Origin of the sequence: Streptomyces sp. NPDC048001 (assembly GCF_043203115.1) — a bacterium.
In the GTDB taxonomy this organism is placed as follows: Bacteria; Actinomycetota; Actinomycetes; order Streptomycetales; family Streptomycetaceae; genus Streptomyces; species Streptomyces sanyensis.
Genome location: NZ_JBIDBN010000001.1, coordinates 786,690 through 809,505, shown reverse-complemented (window position 1 = coordinate 809,505; position 22,816 = coordinate 786,690). Strand labels below are relative to the sequence as shown.

Here is a 22,816-nt window from a genome sequence, read left to right as displayed (position 1 = left end):
CACGGGGGCTCACGCCCACACCCAATAGTAGACTGGTCTATTTTCATAGGAGCATGACATGAGGATCCTGATCGTTCTCACCTCCCACGAGGACCTCGGCGACACCGGCCTGAAGACCGGCTTCTGGCTGGAGGAACTGGCGGCCCCCTACTACCGCTTCAAGGAGGCCGGCGCGGAGCTCGTGCTCGCCTCGCCCCGGGGCGGCAGGCCGCCCCTGGACCCCAAGAGCAACGAGCCCGGCTTCCGGACCGACGACACCCGGCGCTTCGAAGCCGACCCGGAGGCGACCGGGGCGCTGGCGAACACCGTGCGCCTGGACACGGTGTCGTCCGGCGACTTCGACGCGGTCTTCTACCCCGGCGGCCACGGACCGCTGTGGGACCTGGCCGAGGACCCGGCCTCCACCCGGCTGATCGAGTCCACCCTGCGCTCGGGCAAGCCGGTGGGACTGGTGTGCCACGCCCCCGGAGCGCTGCGGCACGCCGTCGACGAGGACGGCACCCCGCTGGTCTCGGGCCGGAAGGTCACCGGATTCGCCAACACCGAGGAGGAGGCCGTGCAGCTCACCGGCGTCGTGCCCTTCCTGGTCGAGGACGAGCTCGTGCGGCTCGGCGGCCTCTACTCCAGGACCGAGGACTGGCAGCCCTACGTGCTGACGGACGGTCTGCTGGTCACCGGGCAGAACCCGGCCTCCTCGGCCCCCGCGGCGGACGCCCTGGTCGAACTGCTCGGCAAGGGCGGCGTCTGAGCACCTGCGCCGCCCCGCCCGGGCCTGGGCGCCGCCCCGCCCAGGCCCGGGCGCCCCGGGCCGGGCCGCCCGTGCCGCCCGGCCGGCCGCCGCCCTCCGGGAAATACGGTGGTGACGTGGCCCGGGGAGGGGCTATGGCTGGGCGCCCACCGTGCGGGTCCCGCGTCGGCCGTGCCCTGTCCGGCGGTCGTGGCGACTCAGGGTCGCCTCCGGCCAGAGCAGGACATTGGCCGGCGAGTCACGCCGTCCGAGTCGGTCGCGCGGGTTGGCCAGGGTGCTCAGTCGGGCTGCCGGTGCGGGGACTACCCGGAAGTGAGACCGGCACTCCCTCCCCAGGGACGCCGAGTGCGTAGACCGTGCCCGTGTGCCCATGCAGGATCCCCACGGCCCGCAGCCGCATGACCCAGGGGGCGGTCGTCAGTCGGCACCGCTGAGGTAGACCCGGCTGGTGCGTGCATCGACCTGCGTCACCGCGATCTTCAGCCAGTCGAGGTTGTCCTCGCAGGGTGCGCACACCTGACCTTCGCGGACCTTCGCCGACAGGTCGGGCTCGGGCAGCCCCAGGTGCGAGAACGGCGTTGACGGGTTCGTGTTGCGGGCGAGTGCCTGTTTCCGCAGGCTAAGCGGTTCCTCCGGCTTGAGCTGTGCGACGAAGGCGTCCACCTCGGCTGTGGGGAGAACGAACGCCATGATCAGACCGTCGTCCTGGAGCCCCGCCAAGTGCGCCGCCTTCGCCTCTGTCGCTGTCGCCGGAATCCGCACGTGCAGCGTCTCGGCCACCGACTCCACGGTGGCCGTGTCCACCCAGTGCGACACCTGCCCCGAGGAACGGTCCGTCGCCGGGGTACGGCTCTCCGCTGCCCCCGAGCATCCGGCCACCAGCGCGGTGAGCACGGCCATCCCGCCGACCGACGCGAGGTGCCACCTGCTTCGCGGCTCCGCATTCACCGGGCGTCCCCGTTCCGGCCGATGTCGGTACGTGTGCCGTCCCGTCCAGGTTCCTTCGGGTCGGGCCAGGCGCCGTCCGACGTCATGTCGCGCTGCTGCACCGAACTGCTCCCTCTCATGTCGAACTCCCTGGCCTGTCCCGTCGTGTGCATACGGGCCATGTCGGCGTCGGTGACCGTAGTCGGACCGATGGGAGTGGCCTTGCCGGGATCCCAGTTGTACCGGTCCCAGACGTTGACCTGATAGTCGATGTTGACCTGCGGCCTGCCGTCCGGGCCCGCCACTGCGGTCACCACGCCCGTGGTGTTCGTCATGGCACTGCCCACCGCGAGGTACCAGTTCGCTGTGCCATCCGGCCCCTTGTCGTGGGTGTACCCCACCCCTGCGGTCTCGACGGGGATGGCGACGGGCTCGCCGCCCGACTGCGCGAAGGCTTCAAGCGCCTGACGGCGCCATTCGTCCTCTCGCCTGACGCGCGTCGCTGACGACACGTCACGCAGCACCGTGTCGTCCTCATCGCTCAGCATCCTGTCGACGTCGAGGTCGAGAGTGCTGCCGGTCCCGTTGAGATAGTGGTCCATGTGCCGGGCCGCGTCCGTCTTGCCGATGAAGTCGCCGCTGTTCGAGATCCCGTTGGCCTGCAACTCCATCCAGTAGTCTCCGAAGCCCGGCGAATCGACGTCGTACGGTCCTGCCCCGTCGTCGGCGCCCACCCGCTTGACCGAGGGTGTCAACAGGCCGGCCGCCAGCAGCTCGTCCTTGTGCCGTATCCAGAGCTGCGCCCGGGCCTCAGGGACTGCCACAGTCGCCGCAGCTCCCCGCGCTGCCCGTCATCGGCGTCTCCTCCCAGCCCGGCGAGCTTCATTGCGCGGGGAAGCATGTCCTGGTCGAGTGACGTGTACGAGGCGTGGCCCGCGTTGGTCGGATCACCGCCGTGGCTTGCGCGCAGCGCCCGTACCGCGGCCGAGTCCACCTCAGCGGCGTGACCCACGATCCCGGTCAGTGTGTCGGCGTACCACTGCATCATGTCGCGCTTCTTCTGCCCGGGCCCGTCCACCTCGCAGATGAGGGCGTCCGCGATCGCGATGCTTCCGTCCTTGCGGCCGGTGACGTTGAAGCCCCTCCCCTCGGCCTCGGCGGTCACATTCCTGGCACGCTGCTGCAGGCCCCTCAGCTCGGTGAGTGCGTCATCGAGGACACTGAAAATGCTCTGAGCTTCCTCGTGAAGGTCCGCAAACTCCTTCACTGTCTTGCCGACGAACTTCCGTGTCACGCTCGCGTCGACTCCGCCCCAACGGGCCTTGTCAGCCTTCGCCTTCATACCGTCTCGAGCATCGCCGCCGAGCCGCTGCATCTTCTCCGCCATGCGCTTCCAGTCGGCGACCGCCGTCCCCAGTCTGCCGAGGTCGACCTCCATGAGCTCGGTGTAGTTCATGAAGCGCTCCTCCCCTACGTGAAGTACTCGGCGAGGCGGGAGACGGGTACGGCCGAGCCGTCCCGGTTCCTGAGGGACGCGGCGATCGCGGCGTCGTTCTCCGCGTGTGTCTTCTTCGAGTAGTCCAGGTGATTCGAGATGTGTGCACATGCCTGAAGGACACTCTTGACCTGCGAGGTCCAGACGGACACCGTCGTCTCCAGCTCACTCCCGAGGGCGAAGCTGCTGCCCTTCAAGGCCGCTGCCGCCTGCATCGTGGAGCCGGCCCCCTCCGCGTCGGCGCCGGCACCGCCGATATCGGCTTCTTTCCGTAACCGGCTGTGCAGCAGGAACGCCTCATGCCCTACCGCGCCGAGGACGTCCTGGTTCACGACGAGGTCAGCTTGTTGGTTGCCTCCTGGGCCGCCTGGCAGTTGGTTGAGTCGCATCGACGCTTGCTGTCGGGCGGTCACGTCTGCTTTCGCTCGGTCCCATTCATCCCATGCCATCACGTCATTGGATCACGGCGCCGCGAGGAGGTTCCCCTCGCGGCGTGGCGACGGAGCGCCCGCAGCCGATATCGGGCGGGTGAGGTCTGGGACAAATCGGTGGTGCCATGCCCTGGGGCGGGGCTATGGTGCTGCTCGTCTCCTTGCGAGGAGGCGGTGTTGGTTCGTTGAGGAAAAACCGGAGGTGAGGACATTGATGACTGTCGCGGTGACGGGCGCTGCCCGCATTCAGGAGTTCATCGTTCCCACCCCTGTGGCCTCCGGCTGACACCCACTCGACTTCCGCGCGCAGAGCGCGCCGCCGGGGCCACCCTCCGAAGGGTTCCCCTTGTCACACGCTCCGTTCGACACCCCCTCCACCTCCTCCGGCCAGGAGGTCCTCGCCGCCTACGGCTGGGACGAGGCCTGGGCCGACAGCTTCGCCCCCCACGCCGGGCGCGGCCTGCTGCCCGGCCGTGTCCTGCGCGTCGACCGCGGCCGGTGCGATGTCGTCACCGCCGCCGGGACCGTGCAGGTCGACACCGAGTTCGTCACCCCGCACGATCCGCTGCGCGTCGTGTGCACCGGGGACTGGGTCGCCGTGGACCCGGGGGGCGACCCGCGCTACGCCCGCTGCGTCCTGCCGCGCCGCACCGCCTTCGTGCGGTCCACCTCCTCCAAGCGGTCCGAGGGCCAGATCCTCGCCGCCAACGTCGAGCACGCCGTCATCTGCGTCTCGCTCGCCGTCGAGATCGACCTCGGCCGCGTCGAGCGCTTCCTCGCCCTCGCCTGGGAGAGCGCCGAGTAGTACACACCAGCCCTCACCTGCACAGATGCCGTTTGGAGCGGCCGGATCTGTGAGGTAGGAGGGCACTATGGCGAAGAAGACGGCAGAGGAGTTCCGGGACGGTTCTCCCGAGGAGTTGGCAGGGAAGTCCCCGGACGACCTGGTCGACCTCTACCTGCGCCGCAGCAAGAAGAGGGAGACGGTCGAGACCCTCAAGCAGCACGCGCGCGACCTGCGCCGTGAGATGGACCGGCAGGGGCTCACCGTCCGCAAGGTCTGGCTGGAGCAGCGGAGCGCTTCCAAGCAGCACGTGCGGCGCGAGAAGCTCGAAGGCGCGATGGCCGCCGTCATGGACGGCGAGATCAAGACGCTCGCCGTCTGGAAGACGGACCGCTTCGACCGACGGGGCATGGCTGCCATAGGCACGGCCCTGGACGAGTTCGACCGCCGGCAGGCACGGCTCTTCGTGCTCCAGGAACGCCTGGACTCCAGCCAGCCGGGCACCCGCATCGTCTTCGCGATCCTGGCCGAACGCGCTCGCGAGGAGATCAAGGACCTCACCCTCCGGGTGACGACCGGAAAGAACGCGGCACGCACCGCCGGCAGGTGGCCGGGCGGTCGCACCCCGTACGGCGTCCGCTCCCCCAGGGGATCGGGACACATCGAACCGGACCCTGCCGAGTACCCGCACGCCCGTCGCATAGCGGACGAGCTGCTGGCCGGGAAGTCCGCGATGCGCGTGGCCCACGACCTGGAACGGGACGGCATCCGGACGCGCGACGGCGCCCGCTGGGACGCCCGGGCGATCACACGCATGGTTCGCTCGACGGCATGGGCCGGCCTGCTGCCGACCAAGGAAAGGCGGGTCGACGAGCATGGCCAGCCCCTCGACGTCTGGGTGCCCTCGGCTGAGCCCGTGCGGGACGCCGAAGGGAATCCGGTAGTGATCGGGACCGGTGTCGTCAGCCCGGGGGAGCGGCTTCGGATCCTCGCGCTGATCGAAGCGCGCATCACCAAGATGGGCGGGGGATCACGCGGGAAACGCCCACACACCACCTTCCTCGGCGGCATCTTCTCCTGCCCGCACTGCGGGAAGGGCATGACGGGCAGTGGCAGCGGCAGCGCCCGCAGCCTCATGTACCGGTGTCGCACCCGATCGGTGTACGGCAAGGACGCCTGCCCCGGTGTGGTGGTCCGAGCGCCGCGTATGGACGCGGCGGTCGAGGCGATGTGGCTGAGCCACGTCTCGGCTCTCGAACACGGGTCCCCGGGCCTTGACGCCATAGTCCGACGCTGGGCGGTCTTCCATGACGTGGAGAAGGAACAGCGCCGCAAGGAGGTCATTGCCGGCCTCGACGCGGCGAGGACACGCCGCGACAAGCTGGAACACGACTTCTACGTGGAAGGCAGGTTGTCCGAAGACCGGTTCAATACGTTGGCAGCCGAGCAGTCGGCGGTGATCGAGTCACTCGACCTCGAAGCGGCCGAACTTGCACGGGAAGCCGACCTCTCTGTCTTCTTCGCCGACGGCGAGGCGCTGGCGGACGCGTGGGCGGAGTCGACGCTCGCGGACCGGCGCATGCTCCTGGGCTGCGTCCTGAAGTCGTTGACGATCGTTCCCGCACGGTTCCCTGGGGATCGCACCCCGATTCTCGGCCGGGTCGTTCCCGAGTGGGTCGCCTGACGCATTTCGTGAGGCTGTGATTCCGGAACAGGGGAAGCCCTGTTCCGGAGGAATCTGCGCGCCATGGTCCATCTGTCAGCCGAGGCCACGGAGACCGTGCCAGTGGCGGTGAACGGGCCTAACCGCAATGGACCCTCGTGATCGCCGGTGAGTTTACGGAGGCGTTCCATCGGCGGGCCACCTGCTTCGCTGCTTCTGCCGAGACCTTGCGCCGCACGGTGGTGAACGGCTTCCCGGCCAGTTGACTTCGGATACCCGTCGCCCAGCTCTTCCGGGTCTCGTCGCTGATCCATCCCTGATGGTGTCCCGCCGAGTGGTGTAGCAGCGATCTCCGCATAGCCCTTGGGCATGAGGCAGCCATCGCGCAACTCTCCGAGCAGCGAAGCTCGTTGAGAGTTGACACGATGGCTGCTGGCAGCGACGCACAGGCCGATCTGCATTATTCATTACTCGGTGCTGCGCTCTGGAACCCGAATAACGATGTCCAGGCGCGATTCAAGAGCTAGCGCGATCAAGGAAGAAAGTTCATCACTTCCGCCACGATCCAAGGTCACATGAATTTGCCTCGAATCCTTCTGGTCGCGCTGGCGCAAGTCTCCGATGACACCAAGAATCATTAGGTCCACTACACCGGAAAACACTAGGCCGAGGCCGAGGTTTATGAGGAAGTCTCCCCACCAGCCGGTGAACACGAAAGCGGACAGCATCAACGATGTCAGCCCCGAGATGGTGAATACAAAGATTGCCAACCCCAGCACATATCTTCGAGCCGAAACAAGCAGCGCTGCGGCGAGCGCCACTCTGCTAACGGTCAGAACTGCAGTCTCCACCAACATTTTCAGGCAACCCTATTACTACTCCGGACCGGATGCTGAACTCCACGACAGGTCATTACTAGCGCATCCCGGCTCGCGACCAGGAGATGGCCGCGCCAGTTCGGACATCACCGGCTGCACCACGTCATTGCGCGCGGCAGTCATGTCCCCTGTAGTGGTGTAGCCGTGCCGGGCTGATCTTCAGCTGGATAGATCTTGTCCATGCTGCCTTCGGGGAGGTAGCGGCGGGGGAAGGCGATCCATTCGTCGTGCATCTCGATGGGGACTGTAAATCGACTGACAGACCCCGCAGAGCGCCAGATGAGCCCGAAGTTCCCGTCAGGCGCTGTCCAATGCACTGCGTCAGATGGCTGAGGTACGCAGGAAGCGGGTTTGGCCTACGGCGTTCCTGATGTGCTGGCAGACCTCCTCAGAGGGGACGAAGGAGAGCGCTTCCTCCAGCGAGCCGAGGGCGGAGGTGAACTGGCCCTTTTGCTGTTCCAGGTGATCGTCGAGAAAAGAAAGAACAGAGCCGGTGGCATCGTCCCGAACCGACTGCATGTACAGCACGGTGAGGGAGAAAGCCCAGCAGGCGTGCAGGAAGCCGTAGACGGGGCGCTGGGTGCCCCGCCAAGGGGAGAAGAACATGACGTCGGCGGGGAGGTGTACCGCGTACGCGGTCAGGGCGTCGTTGAGCCAGTTGTGGGCGGCCTCGTGGATGAGATCGCGGGCCAGGACCTCGGGGTGGGTGGTGTAGTCGGTGAAGACGGTGCCCGGGAGGCGGGTGAGGGCCCAGCTGTGGAGCGTCTCGTCGAGCCGGCAACGGTTGAGCAGGCAGATGACGGGGGCGTGCTGGGTGAGCAGGGTGCCGAAGCCGTGCTCGGTCGCGGAGGCGAGGGCGGCACGAACGAGGCCATGGGCCTCGGGTGGGGCAGGGTCGGCGTCGGGGCCGACGAGGTAGTACGCGGTTTCGGAGATCTCCGAGCGGAGCAGGTCCGCGGGGCGCGGGCTGAGCACGATGTGCGGGTCGGCCGACAGGTGGGTCAGGTCTTGCACCGTCGTACGGCGATACCAGGCGAGGCGGTCCGCGTCCCGGGCGCGCGCCGCGTGTTCGGCGCCTTCGAGCAGGTGGTGGGCCACGGCGTAGTCGAGAGCGGACGAGCCGAGGCGGTTGCCGAGCACGGAGGCGATGCGGTTGGTCCGTAGGCGCTGGTGGTCGGCGATGCCATCGAGGGCGACCAGGGCTTCCGGGGAGAGAGCGCTCATCTGGGGCTCCGGGAGTGGAACGGGGCCGGACCGGGAGGGGCCCGGCCCCGCGGCGGATCAGGACTCGGTGGTGGGCTCAGCGGTGTCAGGCTGAACCGTGGTGGCCAGCCAGGTCTCGGTGGCCGCGTTGGAGGTGTGCGCGGTGGTGCGTACCGGGTCGCTGTCACGCAGGGACGCGACCGCCTCCAGGAACTCGTCGAACGTCTTGTCGTCTGCCACTGCTCGCTCTCTCTCCTCAGGTAGGGGCGGTGGGTCGGGGCGAAGGGCTGGTGCGGGCGGGCCGCGGGGGCCGGTCACGGATGCATGGCTCCTTGCTCGGAGACGAAGAGCGTCAGGAACTTGCGAACACGGCCGGCGCGGACCGGTTCGGTGCCGTGGACGAGCTGGCTGCCGAAGACCACGAGCGTTCCCGGAGAGGGGGCGACGCTCCATCGGGTGCGCGGCATGCTGCAAAACCAGGGGGAGGACATGTCCGCCCCGTCGTGTGCGAAGCGCATCCCCGGGGCGTAACCCGACCCGGTCGGCGCCTCGTCGGCGGTCCAGACGGCGTCACTGCCCGTGGTCTCCACGTAGAGCGCCCCGCCCGTGTCCTGGGTGTCCGTGAGCGTGACCGTCGCGGCGGCGATCTGCCGAGGACGGGTGAGGGGATCGGGGGCGATGCCGTCCGCATGCGGGGTGATGTACTGGCCGGCGCCGTACTCGAGGTAGATCCACGGCCGGTGGCCGGTGACCGACGGAAGGGTGCGCGTGATGGCGGTCATGTGGAGCTTGAGGGCTTGCTCGAGGAGGGTGGTCGCCTCGTACGGGATGTCGGTCATCTCGATCCGGCCGGCAGGCTCGTAGACGTCCTGCGCCTCGGCGGGGGAGTGACCGGGGATCTCGTGGATGGTCGTATGGCGGCCCGCGCCGTACTGGTCGCGCCCGAGGGGGTCGAGCGCGTCGTCCATGACGTCGTTGAGGCGCTCGATCTCGTTCGGCCTGAGGAAGCTCTCCACGGTGCGGATGGACAGCGTCTCGGCGATGTGGATCACTGCTCGCCTCCATCGCTGGAGTGGGCTTCGCCCGCGCAGGCGCAGGGGGCGGACGGCGGGGCAGAGGCGGCTTCGGCCAGGGCCTCCGTGAGTACGTGCACGGCCTCGGTGAGGTTCTCGAAGTACTCGGCAGGCGCGGTGCCGGCAGGGGGTACGAGATGGAGGTCGAGCGTCGGGTACATCCGGCCGGTGGTGCGGCACGTGAGCTCGTTGCTGCCGAGGACCAGCGAACACGCTCCGGGCAGGGAGGACTTGGCTCGGTCTGCGGCGCGGCACAGGCGCGCGGCTGTTCGCGCGTACTCGGCGCGGTCGCGCGGCAGGATGCCGACTGAGAGGAACCGGCGCTCGGCTCCGGGGAGGTCGGCGTAGGCGTGGCCCTGGCAGCTGTCATAGGTGACGGTGCTCCAGCCCGCGGTGAGCGCGTCGACGACCGGGCGGACGCCGGGCTCGATGCCCTCGTACCACTGGGGGTGTCGCGGGTCGAGATCGTCCGCCTCGTGAATGCCGGGCAGGCCGACCGTGTTGATGTTGCCGTGGGCGCTTACCTGGAGGCGTGCTGGCGGGCGCGGTGCGGCGGGGTCATCCCAGCGGGCCAGGAACGCCACGACGTGGTGCATGTCGTTGGGGCGGACGGGACGCCAGCGCAGCCGGGAACAGGAGGCACCGGGCGGGAGATCCGGCTGGGCGAGCAGGGCGGCGACGCCGTCGATCAGGCGCATGCGGTGGTCGCAGTACGCGTCCTCGTCGCCCGCGGCGGCGAAGCGGAGGCGGACCGCCGGGCAGCCTGCGCCGCAGGTGTCGCGGTAGTCGCAGGTCGTGCACTTCGTGACCAGGGAGCGAGCCTGCTGAAGCAAGGGAGACCCGCCCTGGGCGCCGGCCACGTCCGCCTCGGCGTGTACGTCGCCGAACGCGGCGAGGCCGGCCTGCGGCCAGGGCAGTTCGTCGCAGCTTCCCAGGCGGTCATCGGGATAGACGGTGAGGACGTGGTCGCACTTCAGGTCGGAGAAGTGACAGGACCGGGTTTGTAGACCCCTCAGGCGGCGGATGACGGAGACGACGGGCTCCAGCTTGACGCGGCGGAACAGGCCGTCGGCGACCCAGTGGTGGGCGGCCTCCAGCACGAAGTCGGCGTACTGACGCGGCGTGACGGCCCAGGCCGGCCCGGTGGGGCCGATGGCCCGTCGCTGGAGTGCCCGGCTGGTCGGCGTACGGGATCCCGCCACCGTGGTCGAACGGGTGACCGCCGCGTCGAAGCACGGCACCAGGCTGACCGTCGTCACGGTGGGAAAGGAGGCGAGGTGCTCCATGACCTCGGAGGCCCGGTCGAGGACGTACGGGGTGACGGCGCAGATGACGCCGACGCGGCGTTCCCGACGGCCGAGGAGTTCCAGGGCTTCGATCACTCGGGGGTACGTGGGGCGGCCGTCGTAACCGACACGCCACGAGTTCCCCAGTGCGTCCCCGTCGAGGGAGATGCCGATCTCCAGCTGGGGGCAGTGCCGCTCGAACAGGTCCAGCCAGGCGTCGTCGAGCTGGAGGCCGTTGGTCTGGAGGCTCACGCGGATGACGTTCGGCTGTGAGGCGAGCGCGTCCAGGATCTCCGCGATCCGTTCCCGGCCGGCGGTCAGGGGCTCCCCGCCGTGGAGTTCGACGCTGAGCGGGCGCCCGGAGAAGATCGAACCGAGGCGGTGGACCTGTTCCGCGCTGATGCGGGCGCCGCCCGGTGACTCCTTGCGCTTCTCGAAGCAGTACAGACAGTCGATGTCGCAGGTCTCCCCGCGGAGCTTGAGGATGACGGAGACGGCCGTGTCCGGGCCGGTGCTCGACAGCGGGGCGTGGAGACTCTCCAGGTCGATGGAGGCGGTGCGGGTGGCGGGCATCAGAGGACTCCCGAGGAGGAGAGGCGCGGTCTACGCGCCATCGGTGGAGACCGCGGACAGCCACCCGAGAAGCTGTCCGCCGGTGATGGGGATGTGGACGTCGCCACGGCGAAGGAACCACCCGTCGGCGTACCGCTGGGGCAGCCAGCCGGCGTCAGGGGCACCCAGGTTGGGAGGCTTCTGCAGCAGGTCGTCGACGGGCCAGCAGTCCAGAAGCGCTCTCGTCACGCCTCGTTGAACCGGACGGAACCACTCCCACGTCTCTGCGCGAGCCGGGTCGATCGACGGGCGGGGACGCGCGTCGGCAAGCAGCGGCAGCCACTTGTCGCCCAGGACCGGGCGGCCGGCCGCCGCGCAGCCGAGCGCGGTGAGGCAGGTCTCCAGCTTCCGGCACACGACGCTGGCCGGTTCGGCCAGGCCGTCCTCGACAAGGCCGGTCAGGTCCTCGGCGAGACTTGCCGCGACCTCGGCCTGGTCGGCGACCGCCCAGCGTCGGTAGCCCTGGCGCTCCCCGGGGTCGAGCACCGGATCCCAGCGTTCGGAGCCGTACGAGAGTGCGGTGCGCAGACACATGAGGTCGTGCATCGAGGCGCGTACCCGGCGGAACGATCCGAGGTCGTCGCGGCGGACGTCGAAGGAGCGGAGCAGGCGGCGGAGTTCTTCCGCTCGCTGCGGCGCCGTCGCCTGGAGGTCGACACGGACGCCGTCCACGATGCGCGACTCCCACGCCGGGAGGGCGCCGTCCACGATGCCACGCAGGTCGATGTCGCTCGCTGCGTGGGCGAAGCCGCAGGCGAGGGCTCCCTCCAGCCAGACTTCGCGGGCCTCGCCGGACGCGACCAGCGCCCGGGCGACTCTGTCGGCGATCTCCCGGCGCAGTCGTGCCGATGGGTTCACCGGTGGCCTCCTTCGATCAGGATCCTGTTGTCAGCGGTGATCTCCCTGAGGAGATCGACGGCCCATCGGTCGAGCGCGCCGCGCACGTCGGAGCGCTGGGCGCCGATGTGGGGCGAGGCCAAGAGGTTGAGCGGCGTCGTGGAGCCGGTGAGAAGCGGCAGGTGCTCCCGCTCGACCGGGTCGAGGGCGAGGCCCGAGAGCCTCCCGTCCGCCAGTGCCCGCAGGCAGGCGGCCACGTCGAGGGTCTCCAGCCGCCCTGCGCAGATCAGCAGAGGCCGCTGCGGTGCGACGTGTGCGAGGAAGTCCTCGCCGATGAGCTGTTCGGTCGTGGGGCGCAGCGGCAGAGCGATCACGTGTACCTGCGACTGCTCCATGAGGGCTGTCGGCGACAGCTCTCGCAGACCGGGAGGGTTCGACGGCCACGCGGCGAAGGTAGTGCGGCCCATGAACGGGGCGAGGGCCCAGTCGGAGGCCAGCCCCACTGGGCCCGCGCCCCAGATACCTGCGGCCAGGGTGCCGAGTGACGCACCCATGCACGCCTGCTCCTCGTGCTGGCCGAGCAGCAGCGCGTGATGTCCCAAGGGGATCCGCCGGGCCAGGGCGAGGGCAGCGGCCAGGACCCACTCGCCCACGGCGCCCGCGCCGGCCTCCGCGTTGCGGTGCAGCGTGATGCCACGGTGCTGTAGGGCTTTCACGTCGATGTGGTCGATGCCGGAGCCGGTTCGTACGACGTGCCGCAGGTGAGGGAGCGCGTCGAGCTCCCTCTCGCCGAGACGGACGCCGGAACGCAGGACGATCACGGCCGTATCGGCGGGCGGAGGCGAGTCCAGGTCCGGCAACTCGTGTACGAGGACATCGGGCAGGGCGCGGCGGATCGCGCTCGCGTCCGCCGCACCGCGTAGCACCAGAACAGCGCTCATCCGGGGAACTCCGGCTTCTCGTACCGGCCGAAGGCGAGATCGCCCTCGCCGACGACGACGGTCACGGGCGAAGGCGCACCGAAGTACACGTCGCAGGCGCGCTTCACCCCCGGGAGCCCGTCCCAGGCCCGCGGGTTGACCGTCGTGTCCGCGTAGTCATCGACGAGCAACACACCGGTCGGCACCAGGCGGGTGACGCAGTGCGTGAGGCCCGTGAGGGTCGAGTCGTAGAAGTCGCCGTCCAGGTAGGCGAACGCGATCTCTTCGGGCAGCTCATTGGGAAGGGTCTCGTCGAACCACCCCGGATGGATGACCGGTGCCGGCCTGCCCCAGGTCGTGTGCGTGGCGCGTAGGTCGTCCGGGGACGACCGGAGCTCGCCCGCCGCCAGATGGTCCGAGTCCTCGGCGCCGGGTGCGGGCACGCCCTGGAAGGAGTCGTAGACGTGGATCTCGCGGTCGTGGTCGCCCAGCGATTCGAGCACGCTACGGATCCAGAGGGCCATCGCGCCTCTGTAGCAACCGAGTTCCACCACAGCACCTTGCAGACCGCGGGCAGTCAGGTCGGCGAGCTCGTCGGCGATCACGCGGAGCCGGTCGGAACAGACCGTCCCGGCGTGCTCCCGCAGCAGCCACTCCCGCAGATCCTTCAACGTCGGATCCATGAAGGTCACCACCTGTCCACGAACGGGTCGACGAGCTCTCCGCTCAATGCCGCCAACAGCGGACGGTTGATCCGGGGTAACAGGTACACGTCGCCAAGACGTTCCAGCGGAACCCACTCGAAGCCCACCTGGATGGGGTCCGGCGTTTCCGGCATGCGCAGCTCGGCGTCGTCCACCTGCTCGGCGAGGAAGTTGAACTGAACCTTCTGCACGTCCCCGAACTCGCCCTGCCACGACTCGGGGACATACTCGACGACGCACAGCAGACGCCGGGCCACGACCTGGAGGCCGGTCTCCTGTGCGACCTTGCGGTTCACGGCCTGGCGCAGGTCCTCGCCGACCTGGGCCTTGCCGCCGGGGAGGTTGTAGTGGAACCCGGCCTCGTCGTCGTACGACAGCAGGAGGACGGTGTCGTCGCGCACGATCGCCGCCTTCACGGACACACTGATCCGAGGCAGCTCGGGCGTCAGAGGCACGACAGTGCCTCCGGTTCGCCGACGCGCATCAGGTCGCCGACCTCCGCGAGGGACCCCGCGACGGTGGAGCGGAAACTCCCTCCGCGCCGGAACTGACGGGCGGCGGTGCGCATACCCGCGAGGGCGGCACGGCTGAGCTGGTTCGCGTAGATGCAGAGGCGGAAGCCGGCCTCGCCGAGCTCGGCGGCGCTCAGGTCGGGGAACGCCGTGGGCACGCTGACCAGCGGCACGCCGTAACTCCACGCTCGCCCGATGGCCCGCGCCTGCTCACCGGTCGCGTCCTTGGAGTGGATGAGTACCGCATCCGCTCCGGCCTCGGCGTAAGCCTCGGCACGGGCGATCGCTGTGGCGATGTCCTCACCGGCGATCAGGGCCTCGGTGCGGGCCACGACCGCGAGGCCGTCACCGGCGATCTTCCGTATGCGCCCCACCTGCTCGCACAGCAGGTCCCGGTCGGCGAGGTTCTGGGCCCGGTGGGCCGCGAAGCTGTTGCACTTCGGGTACGCGCTGTCCTCGACACACACCGCCGCGGCTCCGGCGCGCATCAGGTCGTACGCGAACCGCTCCGCCGTGCGCCCCGAGCCGCCCGCGTTGTCGATGTCCACGACGACGGGCAGTTCGGTGACACGGCCGAGCGAGGCGACCACGTCGGACAGGTCCCGGGGGCCCAGGACGTTGGCGTCCGGCAGCCCGGAAGCCGCGGACACCTCCAGGCCGCTTACCCACAGGGCGTCGAAGCCCGCCTCCGCTGCGACGTGTGCGGCGAGTGCGTTCACCGCACCGATCGCCAGGAGCGGGTGCTTTCGCTCGCTGTCGGCGAGGGCCCTGCGCAGATGCATCGCCTTCGTGCCGTCAGCCATGGGTCTCTCCTCCTTCCGTGCGGGCGGCGACCGGCGGCACCAGCTGCCGTTCACGCAGTACGTCCCAGGCGGCGAGCAGCACCTCGGACCGGGGTCGGCGGGCGTCCAGGCGGACCACGTCGCCGAGGAGCGGGAACTCGTCGGGCTTCGAGACCACGGCCTCGTAGGTCTCGCGAACCCGGTTCTGGACGTCGTGCACGTCCCAGTCGGCTCGGACGGCGTCTCCCTGGCGGGCCTGCGCCCGGCTCATCGAGGCGTCGGTCTCCAGGTCCAGGACGAGCGTGAGATCCGGGGCCACGGTGAGCTGCGCGGCCAGAGTCTCGTACGTCTCCGACGCCCTCATACCGTGCTTCACGGCGAAGAAGGCCAGCTCGCTGAGAAGCCAGCGATCCGCGATCACGGGCCGGGCTGGCCGCTGGGGGAGCACGAGACGATCCAGCGTGGCCCGCTTGTCCGCCGCGATCGCGGACAGGTAGGCGCCACAGTTCCCGGCGTTCGGCTGATATTTGCCGGTGACGATGGCGGCGGCCTGGTCGGCGGCGAGGAAGTTGGTGGTGAGCATGCACAGCGGGGTGACTCCGTAGAGCCCCTCCCAGAGCCGGAACAGGCCCTTGCGCAGCGTCGTCTTGCCGGTGCCGTCGAGCCCCTCGATGACGATGAACGGATAGCGGTGGTTCATTCGACCTGCCCCGCCCCCGTGCCGCCGGCGTACTTGGTGAAGCGACCCCGCCAGCGGGCCGTGGTGGACACCAGGTCCACCAGCCGGAGCTCCGCCAACTCATCGATGAGGCGGGGCAGCTCGGGCTCGGCGCAGATGCCGGCCTCGATGGCCCGGCAGTACGCGGCGCGGAGGGCCGGGTCGTCGTCGGAGTCACGCAGCGCCGCTTCCAGCACCCGCGTGGCCATGCCGTGGGCCACAACGCCCACCGCGGTGCCCAGGGCCTGCTCATGGAGTGGGCTCGGGTGCGGCTCCAGCGTGATGTGGTGCACCCCGCGGTGGCGGATGACCGTGAAGAAGCCCACCCACCACGCGGCGGCGGCGCTGACGGCGGTCACGGCGTCGGACCAGGCCGCCCCGGACTGCTCAGCGAGGATGCTCTGGGCAGCGGTGTCGGCGGCGCGGTGAAGCTCCCCGCGCTGGTTGCGCGACTCCGCTCCGTGTCGCTGGGGCAGCTCCCACCAGAAGCCGAGGCCGGCATCCTCCAGCAACGCCATCGCGGACTCGTCGCCTGCCGGTAGCGGAGACGGGCGCTGAGCCGGCACGGAGACATCGGCGCCCGGCACGTCCGGCAGAGTCTTCCCCCCGGTGACGGCAGCCCGCCATTCGTCGAGATGGAGATGGAGCCGCTGGGTCAGCAGCCCGTCCGCCAGCGTCTGCCAGGCATGGGCCAGCGGCGGCGAACCGGGGGGCCGGGGCGGCAGGGTCAAGGAGGTCACAGGTCGGATCCTCACGTCCGGGGAGTCGCGGCACGCGGCTCCGGTCGGTGGTGCTCCACCACGATGGCCGCCACGAAGGCCCACGCTCATGAGTGTTTATGAGCGCCGCCAGCGGAACGTGTCCGGGTGGTCGCAGAGCGAGGGAGAATGCCGACCATGGTCGACAGCGGACAGCGGCGGTGTACGCGCTGCGGTGCACTTCTCAGTCGCTTCAACGCCGGTACGAGATGCGCCTCGTGTCAGGACGGGCCCGCCGCCCGACGGGCCGACCCGGCCTTCTGGCGTGACCCGACGGTCCGGCGAGCCGTGGCCGCGTGGGAACTCGGCACCGTCGTCAAGCTGTTCAGGAAGCACACGGGCCTCTCCCAGGCGGGCGTGGCGCGGATGGTCAGCATCGACCAGGCCGAGGTCAGCAGACTGGAACGTGGGCTCAAACAGATCCGTGACCGGCGGCAGTTCGTCCAGTGGACCGATGCGCTGGGAGTTCCGGAGGAGCTGCTCGGGCTCCTCCCCACGGCCGATCCGCACATGCCGGACTCCACGGGCCACCCGGGGACGGCGGACACCGGAGCCCGTGGATATGCGGCCCTTCCCGAAGGGCCGGGCCAGCTTCTGTTACCCGCCGGCAGGTCCGTCTCGACGACGGCGCTTCCTGTGCTGACCCTTCCCGCGGCCTCGTTCCTCGGGGACAGCCTGCGACTCGACTCCCGCCCGGAGCTGGACGCCTGGCGCACCATGCCGATGCGCGCGCTCGTCGTCGCGAACCGCACAGTGGGCGGGGCGGTACGGCAGTTCGTCACCGACGCCCGACCGAGCGGCGTAGGCGGCACCGCCTCCGACCCGGTCGACATCCCCGCCGCGTACGAACTGGACGACCTGACCTACGGCATCCTGTGGGCCGTGTCGGGATTCGAGGCGGCACTGCTCGGCGACGACCAGACCCTGCACACCTCGCTGGCGTCGCTCACCGCTTCCCCGGGCTCGCCGCTCGCCACCGACCACGGCCTGACCGAAGTCTCCCGGATGCTGATCGGCTCGGAGACCGCAGCCCGGTACATCCTGGGGAACCGTGACCACCTGGGCGACGCGCCCGTCTTCTGGACCAGGGAACAGCGCGGTGAGGAGGCCGCCACGTGGCTGTTCTTCCGGCACAAGTACCGGTACCTCGAACGAATGGCACCCCAGAGTGCGGTCGGTACCAGCGGCCGGGGGTTCTGCGTCCCAGAGACGGCGGTCACCTCCTCGCCGGCGTACGAGCGTGTTCTGCTCTTCCTCGCCATCGCCCTCATGGAGTCCTTCGGCATCCGCACCTGGGTCACCGACGACGGAGGCTTCGCCCACACCGACGGCTTCGCGCTCTCCCACGGCCGCCGCGCCGTCATCGCCTCATGGGTACGCACCGAGGGGGTGTCCCACCTCGCGGTCACCTCACGGGCGGGAGCCCTGCGGACGTTCGCCGACGTGACGGGCCACGTCAGCCACCACTCGGCCACGGCGGCCGAGCTGGCCGGACAGCGCCTCGCCGCAACGGCGGAGTACCTCGGCCTCGATGCCTCATGGCTCGGTCGTCGATGCACACAGTTGTCGGCCGTCGGCACGGAGCGGCTCGCCCGGCCGCGCAGCCGGTTGCTCGGCCTCGAAGGGCTGGAGGCCGCCTGCCGGTTCGTGGCCGAACAGCTGGTGATCATTCCGCGTACCCGGACGGCGCCGACCCGATAGCCTGCCTGAACCACTCGCGAGGCCGCGCTCGGCGGCGTCCGGACAGGGGAGCAGGGGATATGACGGAGTCGGTCAGGAACGTGGCGGTCCTCTCCCTCGGCGGCACGATCGCCATGACCACCGATCCCACCACCGGAGGCGTCGTACCCGCGCTCTCGGCCCACGAACTCCTCGCCGCGGTACCCGCCCTGGCCACGAGCGGCATCGGCCTCAAGGTGCGTGACTTCCGACGTCTGCCCGGCGCCTCCCTGACCTTCGAGGATCTCACCGCACTGTCGGCCGCGATCGCGGCGGAGCTGGAGACCGGAGACGTCGACGGCGTCGTCATCACCCAGGGCACCGACACCATCGAGGAGACAGCCTTCCTCCTCGACCTTTACCACGGCCACGAGCAGCCGGTAGTCGTCACCGGCGCTATGCGGAACCCGACCCTGCCCGGCGCCGACGGTCCGGCCAACCTCCACGCCGCCGTCCTGGCCGCGGCCGACCCCGGACTCAGCGGCGCCGGCTGCCTCGTCGTACTCGGCGACGAGGTCCACTCGGCACGGACCGTCCGCAAGTCACACACCACCAGTCCCGCTGCCTTCACCTCACCGGCGTGCGGCCCGATCGCGCGGATCGCGGAGAACCGGGTGCGGATGGTGGGCGGCCTGCCGCACCGCGGACCGCTGGTCGGCGCCCCCGACCGTGAGACGCGCGTCGGGCTCTACACCGTCACCCTCGGCGACGACGGCGCCCTGCTCGACCTGTGGGACGGCAACTGCGACGGGCTCGTGGTCGCGGCCTTCGGCGTCGGCCACGTCCCGGAGCGTCTCGTCGAAGGGCTCACCAAGCTCGCGTCCCGCATCCCCGTGGTCCTCGCCTCCCGCATCGGCAACGGCCCCGTCCTCTCGGACACGTACGGCTTCCCCGGTTCCGAGAAGGACCTCCTCGGACGAGGACTCATCGGTGCGGGAGACCTCGGCCCGTACCAGGCGCGGCTTCTGCTGCAGGCATTGCTCGCCCAGGGCGCAGACGGGGCGGCGGTCCGCGAGATCTTCACCGCCGGCTTCGCCCGCTGACCTCACGACTTCAGGAGAGACACCCGCACATGCGTGCTCACGAGCTGACCGTAGGCCGTACCTTCGGCGTCACCTTCGACCACGGAGAGGACTTTTTCGAGGCGCTGTCCACCTTCTGCCGTGACAACGGCGTGCGGCAGGGCTACATCCCCTCGTTCATCGGAGCCTTCGCGGAAGCCGAGATCGTGGGTGCCTGCGAGAAGCTCGCGGACCCGGACGCACCGGTATGGGCGAAGACGTACGTCACCAACGTCGAGGCGTTTGGCGCCGGCACCCTCGCCCATGACCCCGCCACCGGCGGGATACTCCCGCACATCCACGTCTCCGCCGGCCTGAAGGCCCAGTCGGCCGACGGCAGGACGAGCCACCTCCTCAGCGCCAAGGTCCAGTTCCTCAGCGAGCTGCTGATCGTGGAGGTCACGTCGCCCACGATGACCCGGCCCCGGAACCCCGACCTGTACGACGTCCCGCTGCTCACGTTCGGCTGACCGGCAGGAGCCGGCGAATCCAGGGGTGGCCGGGCGCGATCACCTTGATCGCGTCCGCCAGCCAGGCGCGTGCCGGAGCGTCGAGCAGCGGCAGCGCAGCTTCGAAGTCGGTCTCGTCCTTGTCCCGGGTCGCCTTGGCCTTGTAGAAGAGCTGCACCTCCGGCGCGAGATACGGGATGCCCGTCTCGCTCGTCCGCCCGAGTCGGTTGATCGGGAGCCGGATCTCCGGGGTGCGCCGCGAGACCCACTGGGTGCCCTCGGCCTCGTCCAGCATGAGCTGCACGGACCAGGGCGCCTCTGGAGTGCGGCGGCACCAGATGTCGTGCAGCGGCGGCTGAAGGGCCTCTCCAGGACGCCACGGTCGAAGCTCCCCCTGGCCGGGCGGGTCCGCCACGTACAGGTCCCAGTCGGCCAGCAGTTCACGTACGAGGGCCTGGTCGCGCCGGAGGACGAGGACGTCGAGATCGCCGTGTGCGCGCAGCTCGCGGCCGACCGCGAGTTCGATCGCATAACCACCGGCGATCCACCACGGGAAGTCCGCCTTGGCGAAGGCCGTGGCCACATCCTCGGGACGATCCGGCACCCAGCGTCCCAACACGTCAGCACTCACCTGCTCATACTCCCAGTGATCAGAGGGGCGGAGGTGAAGGCCGGCGGCGGGTCGGCGGTCTCGCTGAGCGCCCTGCCGCCCGCTCGCACCCCCTGCGCTCATAAACGCCCATGAGCATCAGGGACACCGGCATCCATCGTTGAGTGCGTGACTCGCGACCGGCCTCGTGGCCGGGGCTTGAGCCACGATCCTTCCGGGGGTGCGTGCCCGAAGCCAGGTGCTTCCTGCGGCCGTATGCCTCTCAGCGGTGCACCGGCCGCACTTCCGCGACCGCGTCGCAGCCCCGGGAGAAGGCCATCGCTGTCACCCACAGGAGGTCCGTCGCCCGATGATCAGCGCGCCATCCGCCGCTCTCGGCCTCGTGTACCGCTGGACCGACCGCACTCCCAACCCGACGGGCGAAGCCCGCGCGGTCCTGCGACGTGTCCTCAAGGACCTGGGGCTGTCCGGGGACGTCGTCAGTGACGGCGTCCTGGCCGTCTCGGAGCTCGTGGCGAACGCGCACGAGCACGCATGCGGCCCGTACGAGGTGCACGTCCGCTCGGCCGCCGGGAGGTACATCTGCGAGATCCATGACAGGGACCCTCTGCTCCCCGCGGGGCTCTACCGCGGTGACACGTCGTCGTCGGACGCCGAACCGGTCGAGGAGGCGAGCGGGTTGCTCGTCGAGCGTGGACGGGGCCTGCGCATCGTGAACGAGCTGGCCCAGGGGCAGTGGGGGTTCCACCTCACGGAACGTGGCGCCAAGGCCGCCTGGATCGTACTGGCCCCGGCGTTGCCGGACCCGTCCGACGGGAGTGACGCTGACGGCACTCGGGCATCCCGTTCCAGTACGTCGACGGCACGCGGGTTCACCATGTCGCCGAAGGAGGATCCCCCACCGGCGGGCTGGACTGACAGCGAGCATGCCCACGGGGATCATGGCCACGTGAGCGACATGCGAAGGGCGTGGACACCATGACAGAGAAGACCCCGCGCGCCTCGGGCGAAGAGGCTGTTCGTGAGGCCGGCCCAGTTGGTGCTCCAGTCATCCTGAGCAACGAGCCCGGCTCGTTCGCCTGGAGTGTGCTGGCCAAGCGCCACCCTGCCATCATCCAGCAGGTACGTGACGCCTTCCCGTACGGCCTCCGGCAGCACGAAGCGCTCGACGCCCTGCTGGACGAGATCGCCAACGGTGTCGTCCAACCGCTCGCCCCCGCGGACCATGACCACGTCTGCTGGGCGGCCTGGGGGCATGAGCACTTCGGGCGCTCGTGGTACGACGCCCCGTTTCTGTGGGCGGAGAGCTACTTCTATCGCAGGCTCCTCGGCGCGGTCGGGTACTTCGGTGCCGGCCCTTGGCAGGGAGTCGATCCCTTCGCGCCGTTCAAACAGGCCGAACTCTGCGGCGACGCGGTGGACGAGGAACTGCGGGCCCTCGACACGCTCGCGATTGCTCCGGCAGAGGAGCGGGCTACGGCTCTGCTGCACGCCTCGCTCTGGGGCAACCGCGCAGACCTCGGCTTCCGGGTCTCGGCGGGAGAGCCGGCAGTGGATGACGCCGTAGTCTCGGGGCTGGTCGCCGACGACAGCGCCACGTTGTGGCAGCTCCTGCCCGCCGGCACCTCGGCCACCGTCGCCGTGGTCGCCGACAACGCGGGACGTGAGCTGATTCCCGACCTCGTCCTCATCGACCACCTCCTCGAACACGGGCACGCCGAGCAGGTAGTGCTTCACGTCAAGCACTACCCGTACTACGTCTCCGACGCGATGACCTCAGACGTGGTCGACTGCCTCCGCCGCCTCACCGAGGCGCCCGGCGAAGCCGGCCGAATCGGCGGCCGACTCTGGAAGGCCATGGCCGCGGGGAGCCTGGAGGTCCGCACCCACCCGTACTTCTGCGCTCCGCTGCCGTACGAGCAGATGCCCGACGACCTGCGGAAGGAGTTCGGGGATGCCCAACTCACGATCCTGAAGGGTGATCTCAACTACCGTCGCCTGGTGGGCGACCGGCTGTGGAACCCGACCGTGCCGTTCGCCGAGCTCACCGCCTACTTCCCAGGATCCGTCGCAGCGCTCCGGACGCTGAAGTCGGACGTCATCGTCGGCCTGGAGCAGGGAACGCTGGACGCCCTCGACCGGTCCGGGGCTGCTTGGCGTACGAGCGGTACTCACGGGCTGGTCCAAGTGCGCCCGTAGATCTGAGAGCGCTGGCCGACTCCGTATCGCTCGGCGACAAGGGATAGGACTCCGACCCCAACCGCCGCGAACTGCGCAAGGGCCGGATCCTTCCGGTCATCTCCGCAGGGGCGCCCCGAACATCGAGAGGCCGGGCGCGCTCCGTTGCGGCGTCGAGCAGACCTTCGCCCTGCTCCACCAGTTCAAACGCCTCGCTGTCCGCTGTGAACACCGCACCGAACTCCACAACGCCTTCATCTCCCTCGTCTCCAGCCTCATTTGCTGGAGACGCAGGGCGGCGTCGTTCAGGGGATCTGTCCGGTTTGATCACGCGGGTCCGGCACCTCCGCGAGTCGTTCCAGCAGCCCGGGGCGGGCGGGACCGGCGATGATGCGTCGGCAGGCACGGTCTTCCAGTCGGATCACGGTGCGTCGAGAACTCCATGATCTTGGAAGCCGTGCCTGCTGC

General features: G+C 69.6%; 24 protein-coding genes and 1 pseudogene. 8 read left to right on the top strand and 17 right to left on the bottom strand.

Going from position 1 to position 22,816, the window contains the following annotated elements:
• Nucleotides 1-58: 58 nt before the first annotated feature.
• Complete coding sequence (locus tag ACGF15_RS03475; RefSeq protein ID WP_392796780.1) at nt 59-748, top strand: type 1 glutamine amidotransferase domain-containing protein; 690 nt, start codon at nt 59-61, stop codon at nt 746-748.
• A gap of 417 nt (nt 749-1,165) precedes the next feature.
• On the opposite strand, the gene ACGF15_RS03470 is transcribed toward ACGF15_RS03475, so the two are convergent.
• The 4 genes from ACGF15_RS03470 to ACGF15_RS03455 are packed head-to-tail and all read right to left on the bottom strand — an operon-like array spanning nt 1,166 to nt 3,619.
• Nucleotides 1,166-1,648 carry a hypothetical protein gene (locus ACGF15_RS03470; RefSeq protein WP_360655234.1) on the bottom strand — a complete coding sequence of 161 codons (483 nt, stop codon included), beginning with the start codon at nt 1,646-1,648 and terminating at the stop codon, nt 1,166-1,168.
• Nucleotides 1,649-1,692: 44 nt separating this feature from the next.
• Nucleotides 1,693-2,499, bottom strand: a complete 807-nt coding sequence (locus tag ACGF15_RS03465; protein ID WP_392796779.1) for a hypothetical protein — start codon at nt 2,497-2,499, stop codon at nt 1,693-1,695.
• A complete protein-coding gene (locus tag ACGF15_RS03460) occupies nt 2,427-3,131 on the bottom strand; it encodes a hypothetical protein (RefSeq protein ID WP_392796778.1) in 705 nt (234 codons plus the stop codon). Before ACGF15_RS03460 ends, ACGF15_RS03465 begins: the two co-directional genes overlap by 73 nt.
• 14 nt (nt 3,132-3,145) lie before the next feature.
• Nucleotides 3,146-3,619, bottom strand: a complete 474-nt coding sequence (locus tag ACGF15_RS03455; protein ID WP_392796777.1) for a hypothetical protein — start codon at nt 3,617-3,619, stop codon at nt 3,146-3,148.
• A 328-nt stretch (nt 3,620-3,947) separates the two neighbouring features.
• On the opposite strand from ACGF15_RS03455, the pseudogene rsgA reads away from it, so the two are divergent.
• Nucleotides 3,948-4,397, top strand: a pseudogene (gene rsgA, locus ACGF15_RS03450) (GTPase RsgA); the annotation flags it as partial.
• Between the two features lie 76 nt (nt 4,398-4,473).
• A complete protein-coding gene (locus ACGF15_RS03445; protein ID WP_392796776.1) occupies nt 4,474-6,069 on the top strand; it encodes a recombinase family protein in 1,596 nt (531 codons plus the stop codon).
• Between the two features lie 446 nt (nt 6,070-6,515).
• Here ACGF15_RS03445 and ACGF15_RS03440 read toward each other — a convergent pair whose 3' ends face one another.
• From ACGF15_RS03440 to ACGF15_RS03385, 12 genes are all read right to left on the bottom strand, one after another.
• Entirely contained in the window at nt 6,516-6,869 is a 354-nt protein-coding gene (locus tag ACGF15_RS03440) for a hypothetical protein (RefSeq protein WP_392796775.1), read from the bottom strand.
• 378 nt (nt 6,870-7,247) lie between these two features.
• Nucleotides 7,248-8,150 carry an aKG-HExxH-type peptide beta-hydroxylase gene (locus ACGF15_RS03435; protein ID WP_392796774.1) on the bottom strand — a complete coding sequence of 301 codons (903 nt, stop codon included), beginning with the start codon at nt 8,148-8,150 and terminating at the stop codon, nt 7,248-7,250.
• A gap of 57 nt (nt 8,151-8,207) precedes the next feature.
• On the bottom strand, nt 8,208-8,369 hold the full coding sequence (locus ACGF15_RS03430) for a hypothetical protein (protein WP_392796773.1): 162 nt from the start codon (nt 8,367-8,369) through the stop codon (nt 8,208-8,210).
• 74 nt (nt 8,370-8,443) lie between these two features.
• Nucleotides 8,444-9,181, bottom strand: a complete 738-nt coding sequence (locus ACGF15_RS03425; protein ID WP_392796772.1) for a 2OG-Fe(II) oxygenase — start codon at nt 9,179-9,181, stop codon at nt 8,444-8,446.
• A complete protein-coding gene (locus ACGF15_RS03420; protein WP_392796771.1) occupies nt 9,178-11,061 on the bottom strand; it encodes a radical SAM protein in 1,884 nt (627 codons plus the stop codon). The genes ACGF15_RS03425 and ACGF15_RS03420 overlap by 4 nt, the downstream gene beginning before the upstream one ends.
• A 30-nt stretch (nt 11,062-11,091) precedes the next feature.
• Nucleotides 11,092-11,958 (bottom strand): hypothetical protein, encoded by an 867-nt coding sequence (locus ACGF15_RS03415; RefSeq protein WP_392796770.1) that lies wholly within the window; start codon nt 11,956-11,958, stop codon nt 11,092-11,094.
• Nucleotides 11,955-12,878, bottom strand: a complete 924-nt coding sequence (locus ACGF15_RS03410) for an NAD(P)-dependent oxidoreductase (RefSeq protein ID WP_392796769.1) — start codon at nt 12,876-12,878, stop codon at nt 11,955-11,957. The genes ACGF15_RS03415 and ACGF15_RS03410 overlap by 4 nt, the downstream gene beginning before the upstream one ends.
• Nucleotides 12,875-13,540 (bottom strand): TylF/MycF/NovP-related O-methyltransferase, encoded by a 666-nt coding sequence (locus ACGF15_RS03405; protein ID WP_392796768.1) that lies wholly within the window; start codon nt 13,538-13,540, stop codon nt 12,875-12,877. The genes ACGF15_RS03410 and ACGF15_RS03405 overlap by 4 nt, the downstream gene beginning before the upstream one ends.
• A 5-nt stretch (nt 13,541-13,545) precedes the next feature.
• Nucleotides 13,546-14,016, bottom strand: a complete 471-nt coding sequence (locus ACGF15_RS03400; protein ID WP_392796767.1) for an NUDIX domain-containing protein — start codon at nt 14,014-14,016, stop codon at nt 13,546-13,548.
• On the bottom strand, nt 14,007-14,876 hold the full coding sequence (locus ACGF15_RS03395; RefSeq protein WP_392796766.1) for an isocitrate lyase/phosphoenolpyruvate mutase family protein: 870 nt from the start codon (nt 14,874-14,876) through the stop codon (nt 14,007-14,009). The genes ACGF15_RS03400 and ACGF15_RS03395 overlap by 10 nt, the downstream gene beginning before the upstream one ends.
• Nucleotides 14,869-15,555 carry a dTMP kinase gene (locus ACGF15_RS03390; protein WP_392796765.1) on the bottom strand — a complete coding sequence of 229 codons (687 nt, stop codon included), beginning with the start codon at nt 15,553-15,555 and terminating at the stop codon, nt 14,869-14,871. The genes ACGF15_RS03395 and ACGF15_RS03390 overlap by 8 nt, the downstream gene beginning before the upstream one ends.
• Nucleotides 15,552-16,313: a hypothetical protein gene (locus tag ACGF15_RS03385; RefSeq protein ID WP_392796764.1), complete on the bottom strand. Its 762-nt coding sequence runs from the start codon at nt 16,311-16,313 to the stop codon at nt 15,552-15,554. Before ACGF15_RS03385 ends, ACGF15_RS03390 begins: the two co-directional genes overlap by 4 nt.
• A 306-nt stretch (nt 16,314-16,619) precedes the next feature.
• Here ACGF15_RS03385 and ACGF15_RS03380 point away from each other — a divergent pair, with 306 nt between their 5' ends.
• From ACGF15_RS03380 to ACGF15_RS03370, 3 genes are read left to right on the top strand one after another with little or no spacing between them, the layout of a single operon-like run.
• Nucleotides 16,620-18,032, top strand: coding sequence for a helix-turn-helix domain-containing protein (locus tag ACGF15_RS03380; RefSeq protein ID WP_392796763.1), 1,413 nt, complete (start codon nt 16,620-16,622; stop codon nt 18,030-18,032).
• 59 nt (nt 18,033-18,091) lie between these two features.
• Nucleotides 18,092-19,093, top strand: coding sequence for an asparaginase (locus tag ACGF15_RS03375; RefSeq protein WP_392796762.1), 1,002 nt, complete (start codon nt 18,092-18,094; stop codon nt 19,091-19,093).
• Between the two features lie 29 nt (nt 19,094-19,122).
• Nucleotides 19,123-19,581 carry a PPC domain-containing DNA-binding protein gene (locus ACGF15_RS03370; protein ID WP_009311896.1) on the top strand — a complete coding sequence of 153 codons (459 nt, stop codon included), beginning with the start codon at nt 19,123-19,125 and terminating at the stop codon, nt 19,579-19,581.
• On the opposite strand, the gene ACGF15_RS03365 is transcribed toward ACGF15_RS03370, so the two are convergent.
• A complete protein-coding gene (locus tag ACGF15_RS03365) occupies nt 19,568-20,191 on the bottom strand; it encodes a nucleotidyltransferase domain-containing protein (RefSeq protein ID WP_392796761.1) in 624 nt (207 codons plus the stop codon). The genes ACGF15_RS03370 and ACGF15_RS03365 overlap by 14 nt on opposite strands.
• Nucleotides 20,192-20,519: 328 nt before the next feature.
• Here ACGF15_RS03365 and ACGF15_RS03360 point away from each other — a divergent pair, with 328 nt between their 5' ends.
• Together ACGF15_RS03360 and ACGF15_RS03355 are read left to right on the top strand one after the other, a co-directional pair.
• Nucleotides 20,520-21,152 carry an ATP-binding protein gene (locus tag ACGF15_RS03360; protein ID WP_392796760.1) on the top strand — a complete coding sequence of 211 codons (633 nt, stop codon included), beginning with the start codon at nt 20,520-20,522 and terminating at the stop codon, nt 21,150-21,152.
• Nucleotides 21,149-22,369 carry a damage-control phosphatase ARMT1 family protein gene (locus tag ACGF15_RS03355; RefSeq protein ID WP_392796758.1) on the top strand — a complete coding sequence of 407 codons (1,221 nt, stop codon included), beginning with the start codon at nt 21,149-21,151 and terminating at the stop codon, nt 22,367-22,369. Before ACGF15_RS03360 ends, ACGF15_RS03355 begins: the two co-directional genes overlap by 4 nt.
• The last annotated feature ends 447 nt before the right edge of the window (nt 22,370-22,816 follow it).

Excerpts from the sequence above, each read along its gene's own strand:
- ACGF15_RS03475 (WP_392796780.1), top strand. The coding sequence starts at position 59 with ATGAGGATCCTGATCGTTCTCACCTCCCACGAGGACCTCGGCGACACC.
- ACGF15_RS03470 (WP_360655234.1), bottom strand. The coding sequence starts at position 1,648 with ATGGCCGTGCTCACCGCGCTGGTGGCCGGATGCTCGGGGGCAGCGGAG.
- ACGF15_RS03460 (WP_392796778.1), bottom strand. The coding sequence starts at position 3,131 with ATGAACTACACCGAGCTCATGGAGGTCGACCTCGGCAGACTGGGGACG.
- ACGF15_RS03455 (WP_392796777.1), bottom strand. The coding sequence starts at position 3,619 with ATGGCATGGGATGAATGGGACCGAGCGAAAGCAGACGTGACCGCCCGA.
- ACGF15_RS03445 (WP_392796776.1), top strand. The coding sequence starts at position 4,474 with ATGGCGAAGAAGACGGCAGAGGAGTTCCGGGACGGTTCTCCCGAGGAG.
- ACGF15_RS03435 (WP_392796774.1), bottom strand. The coding sequence starts at position 8,150 with ATGAGCGCTCTCTCCCCGGAAGCCCTGGTCGCCCTCGATGGCATCGCC.
- ACGF15_RS03420 (WP_392796771.1), bottom strand. The coding sequence starts at position 11,061 with ATGCCCGCCACCCGCACCGCCTCCATCGACCTGGAGAGTCTCCACGCC.
- ACGF15_RS03410 (WP_392796769.1), bottom strand. The coding sequence starts at position 12,878 with ATGAGCGCTGTTCTGGTGCTACGCGGTGCGGCGGACGCGAGCGCGATC.
- ACGF15_RS03405 (WP_392796768.1), bottom strand. The coding sequence starts at position 13,540 with ATGGATCCGACGTTGAAGGATCTGCGGGAGTGGCTGCTGCGGGAGCAC.
- ACGF15_RS03395 (WP_392796766.1), bottom strand. The coding sequence starts at position 14,876 with ATGGCTGACGGCACGAAGGCGATGCATCTGCGCAGGGCCCTCGCCGAC.
- ACGF15_RS03390 (WP_392796765.1), bottom strand. The coding sequence starts at position 15,555 with ATGAACCACCGCTATCCGTTCATCGTCATCGAGGGGCTCGACGGCACC.
- ACGF15_RS03375 (WP_392796762.1), top strand. The coding sequence starts at position 18,092 with ATGACGGAGTCGGTCAGGAACGTGGCGGTCCTCTCCCTCGGCGGCACG.
- ACGF15_RS03370 (WP_009311896.1), top strand. The coding sequence starts at position 19,123 with ATGCGTGCTCACGAGCTGACCGTAGGCCGTACCTTCGGCGTCACCTTC.
- ACGF15_RS03360 (WP_392796760.1), top strand. The coding sequence starts at position 20,520 with ATGATCAGCGCGCCATCCGCCGCTCTCGGCCTCGTGTACCGCTGGACC.
- ACGF15_RS03355 (WP_392796758.1), top strand. The coding sequence starts at position 21,149 with ATGACAGAGAAGACCCCGCGCGCCTCGGGCGAAGAGGCTGTTCGTGAG.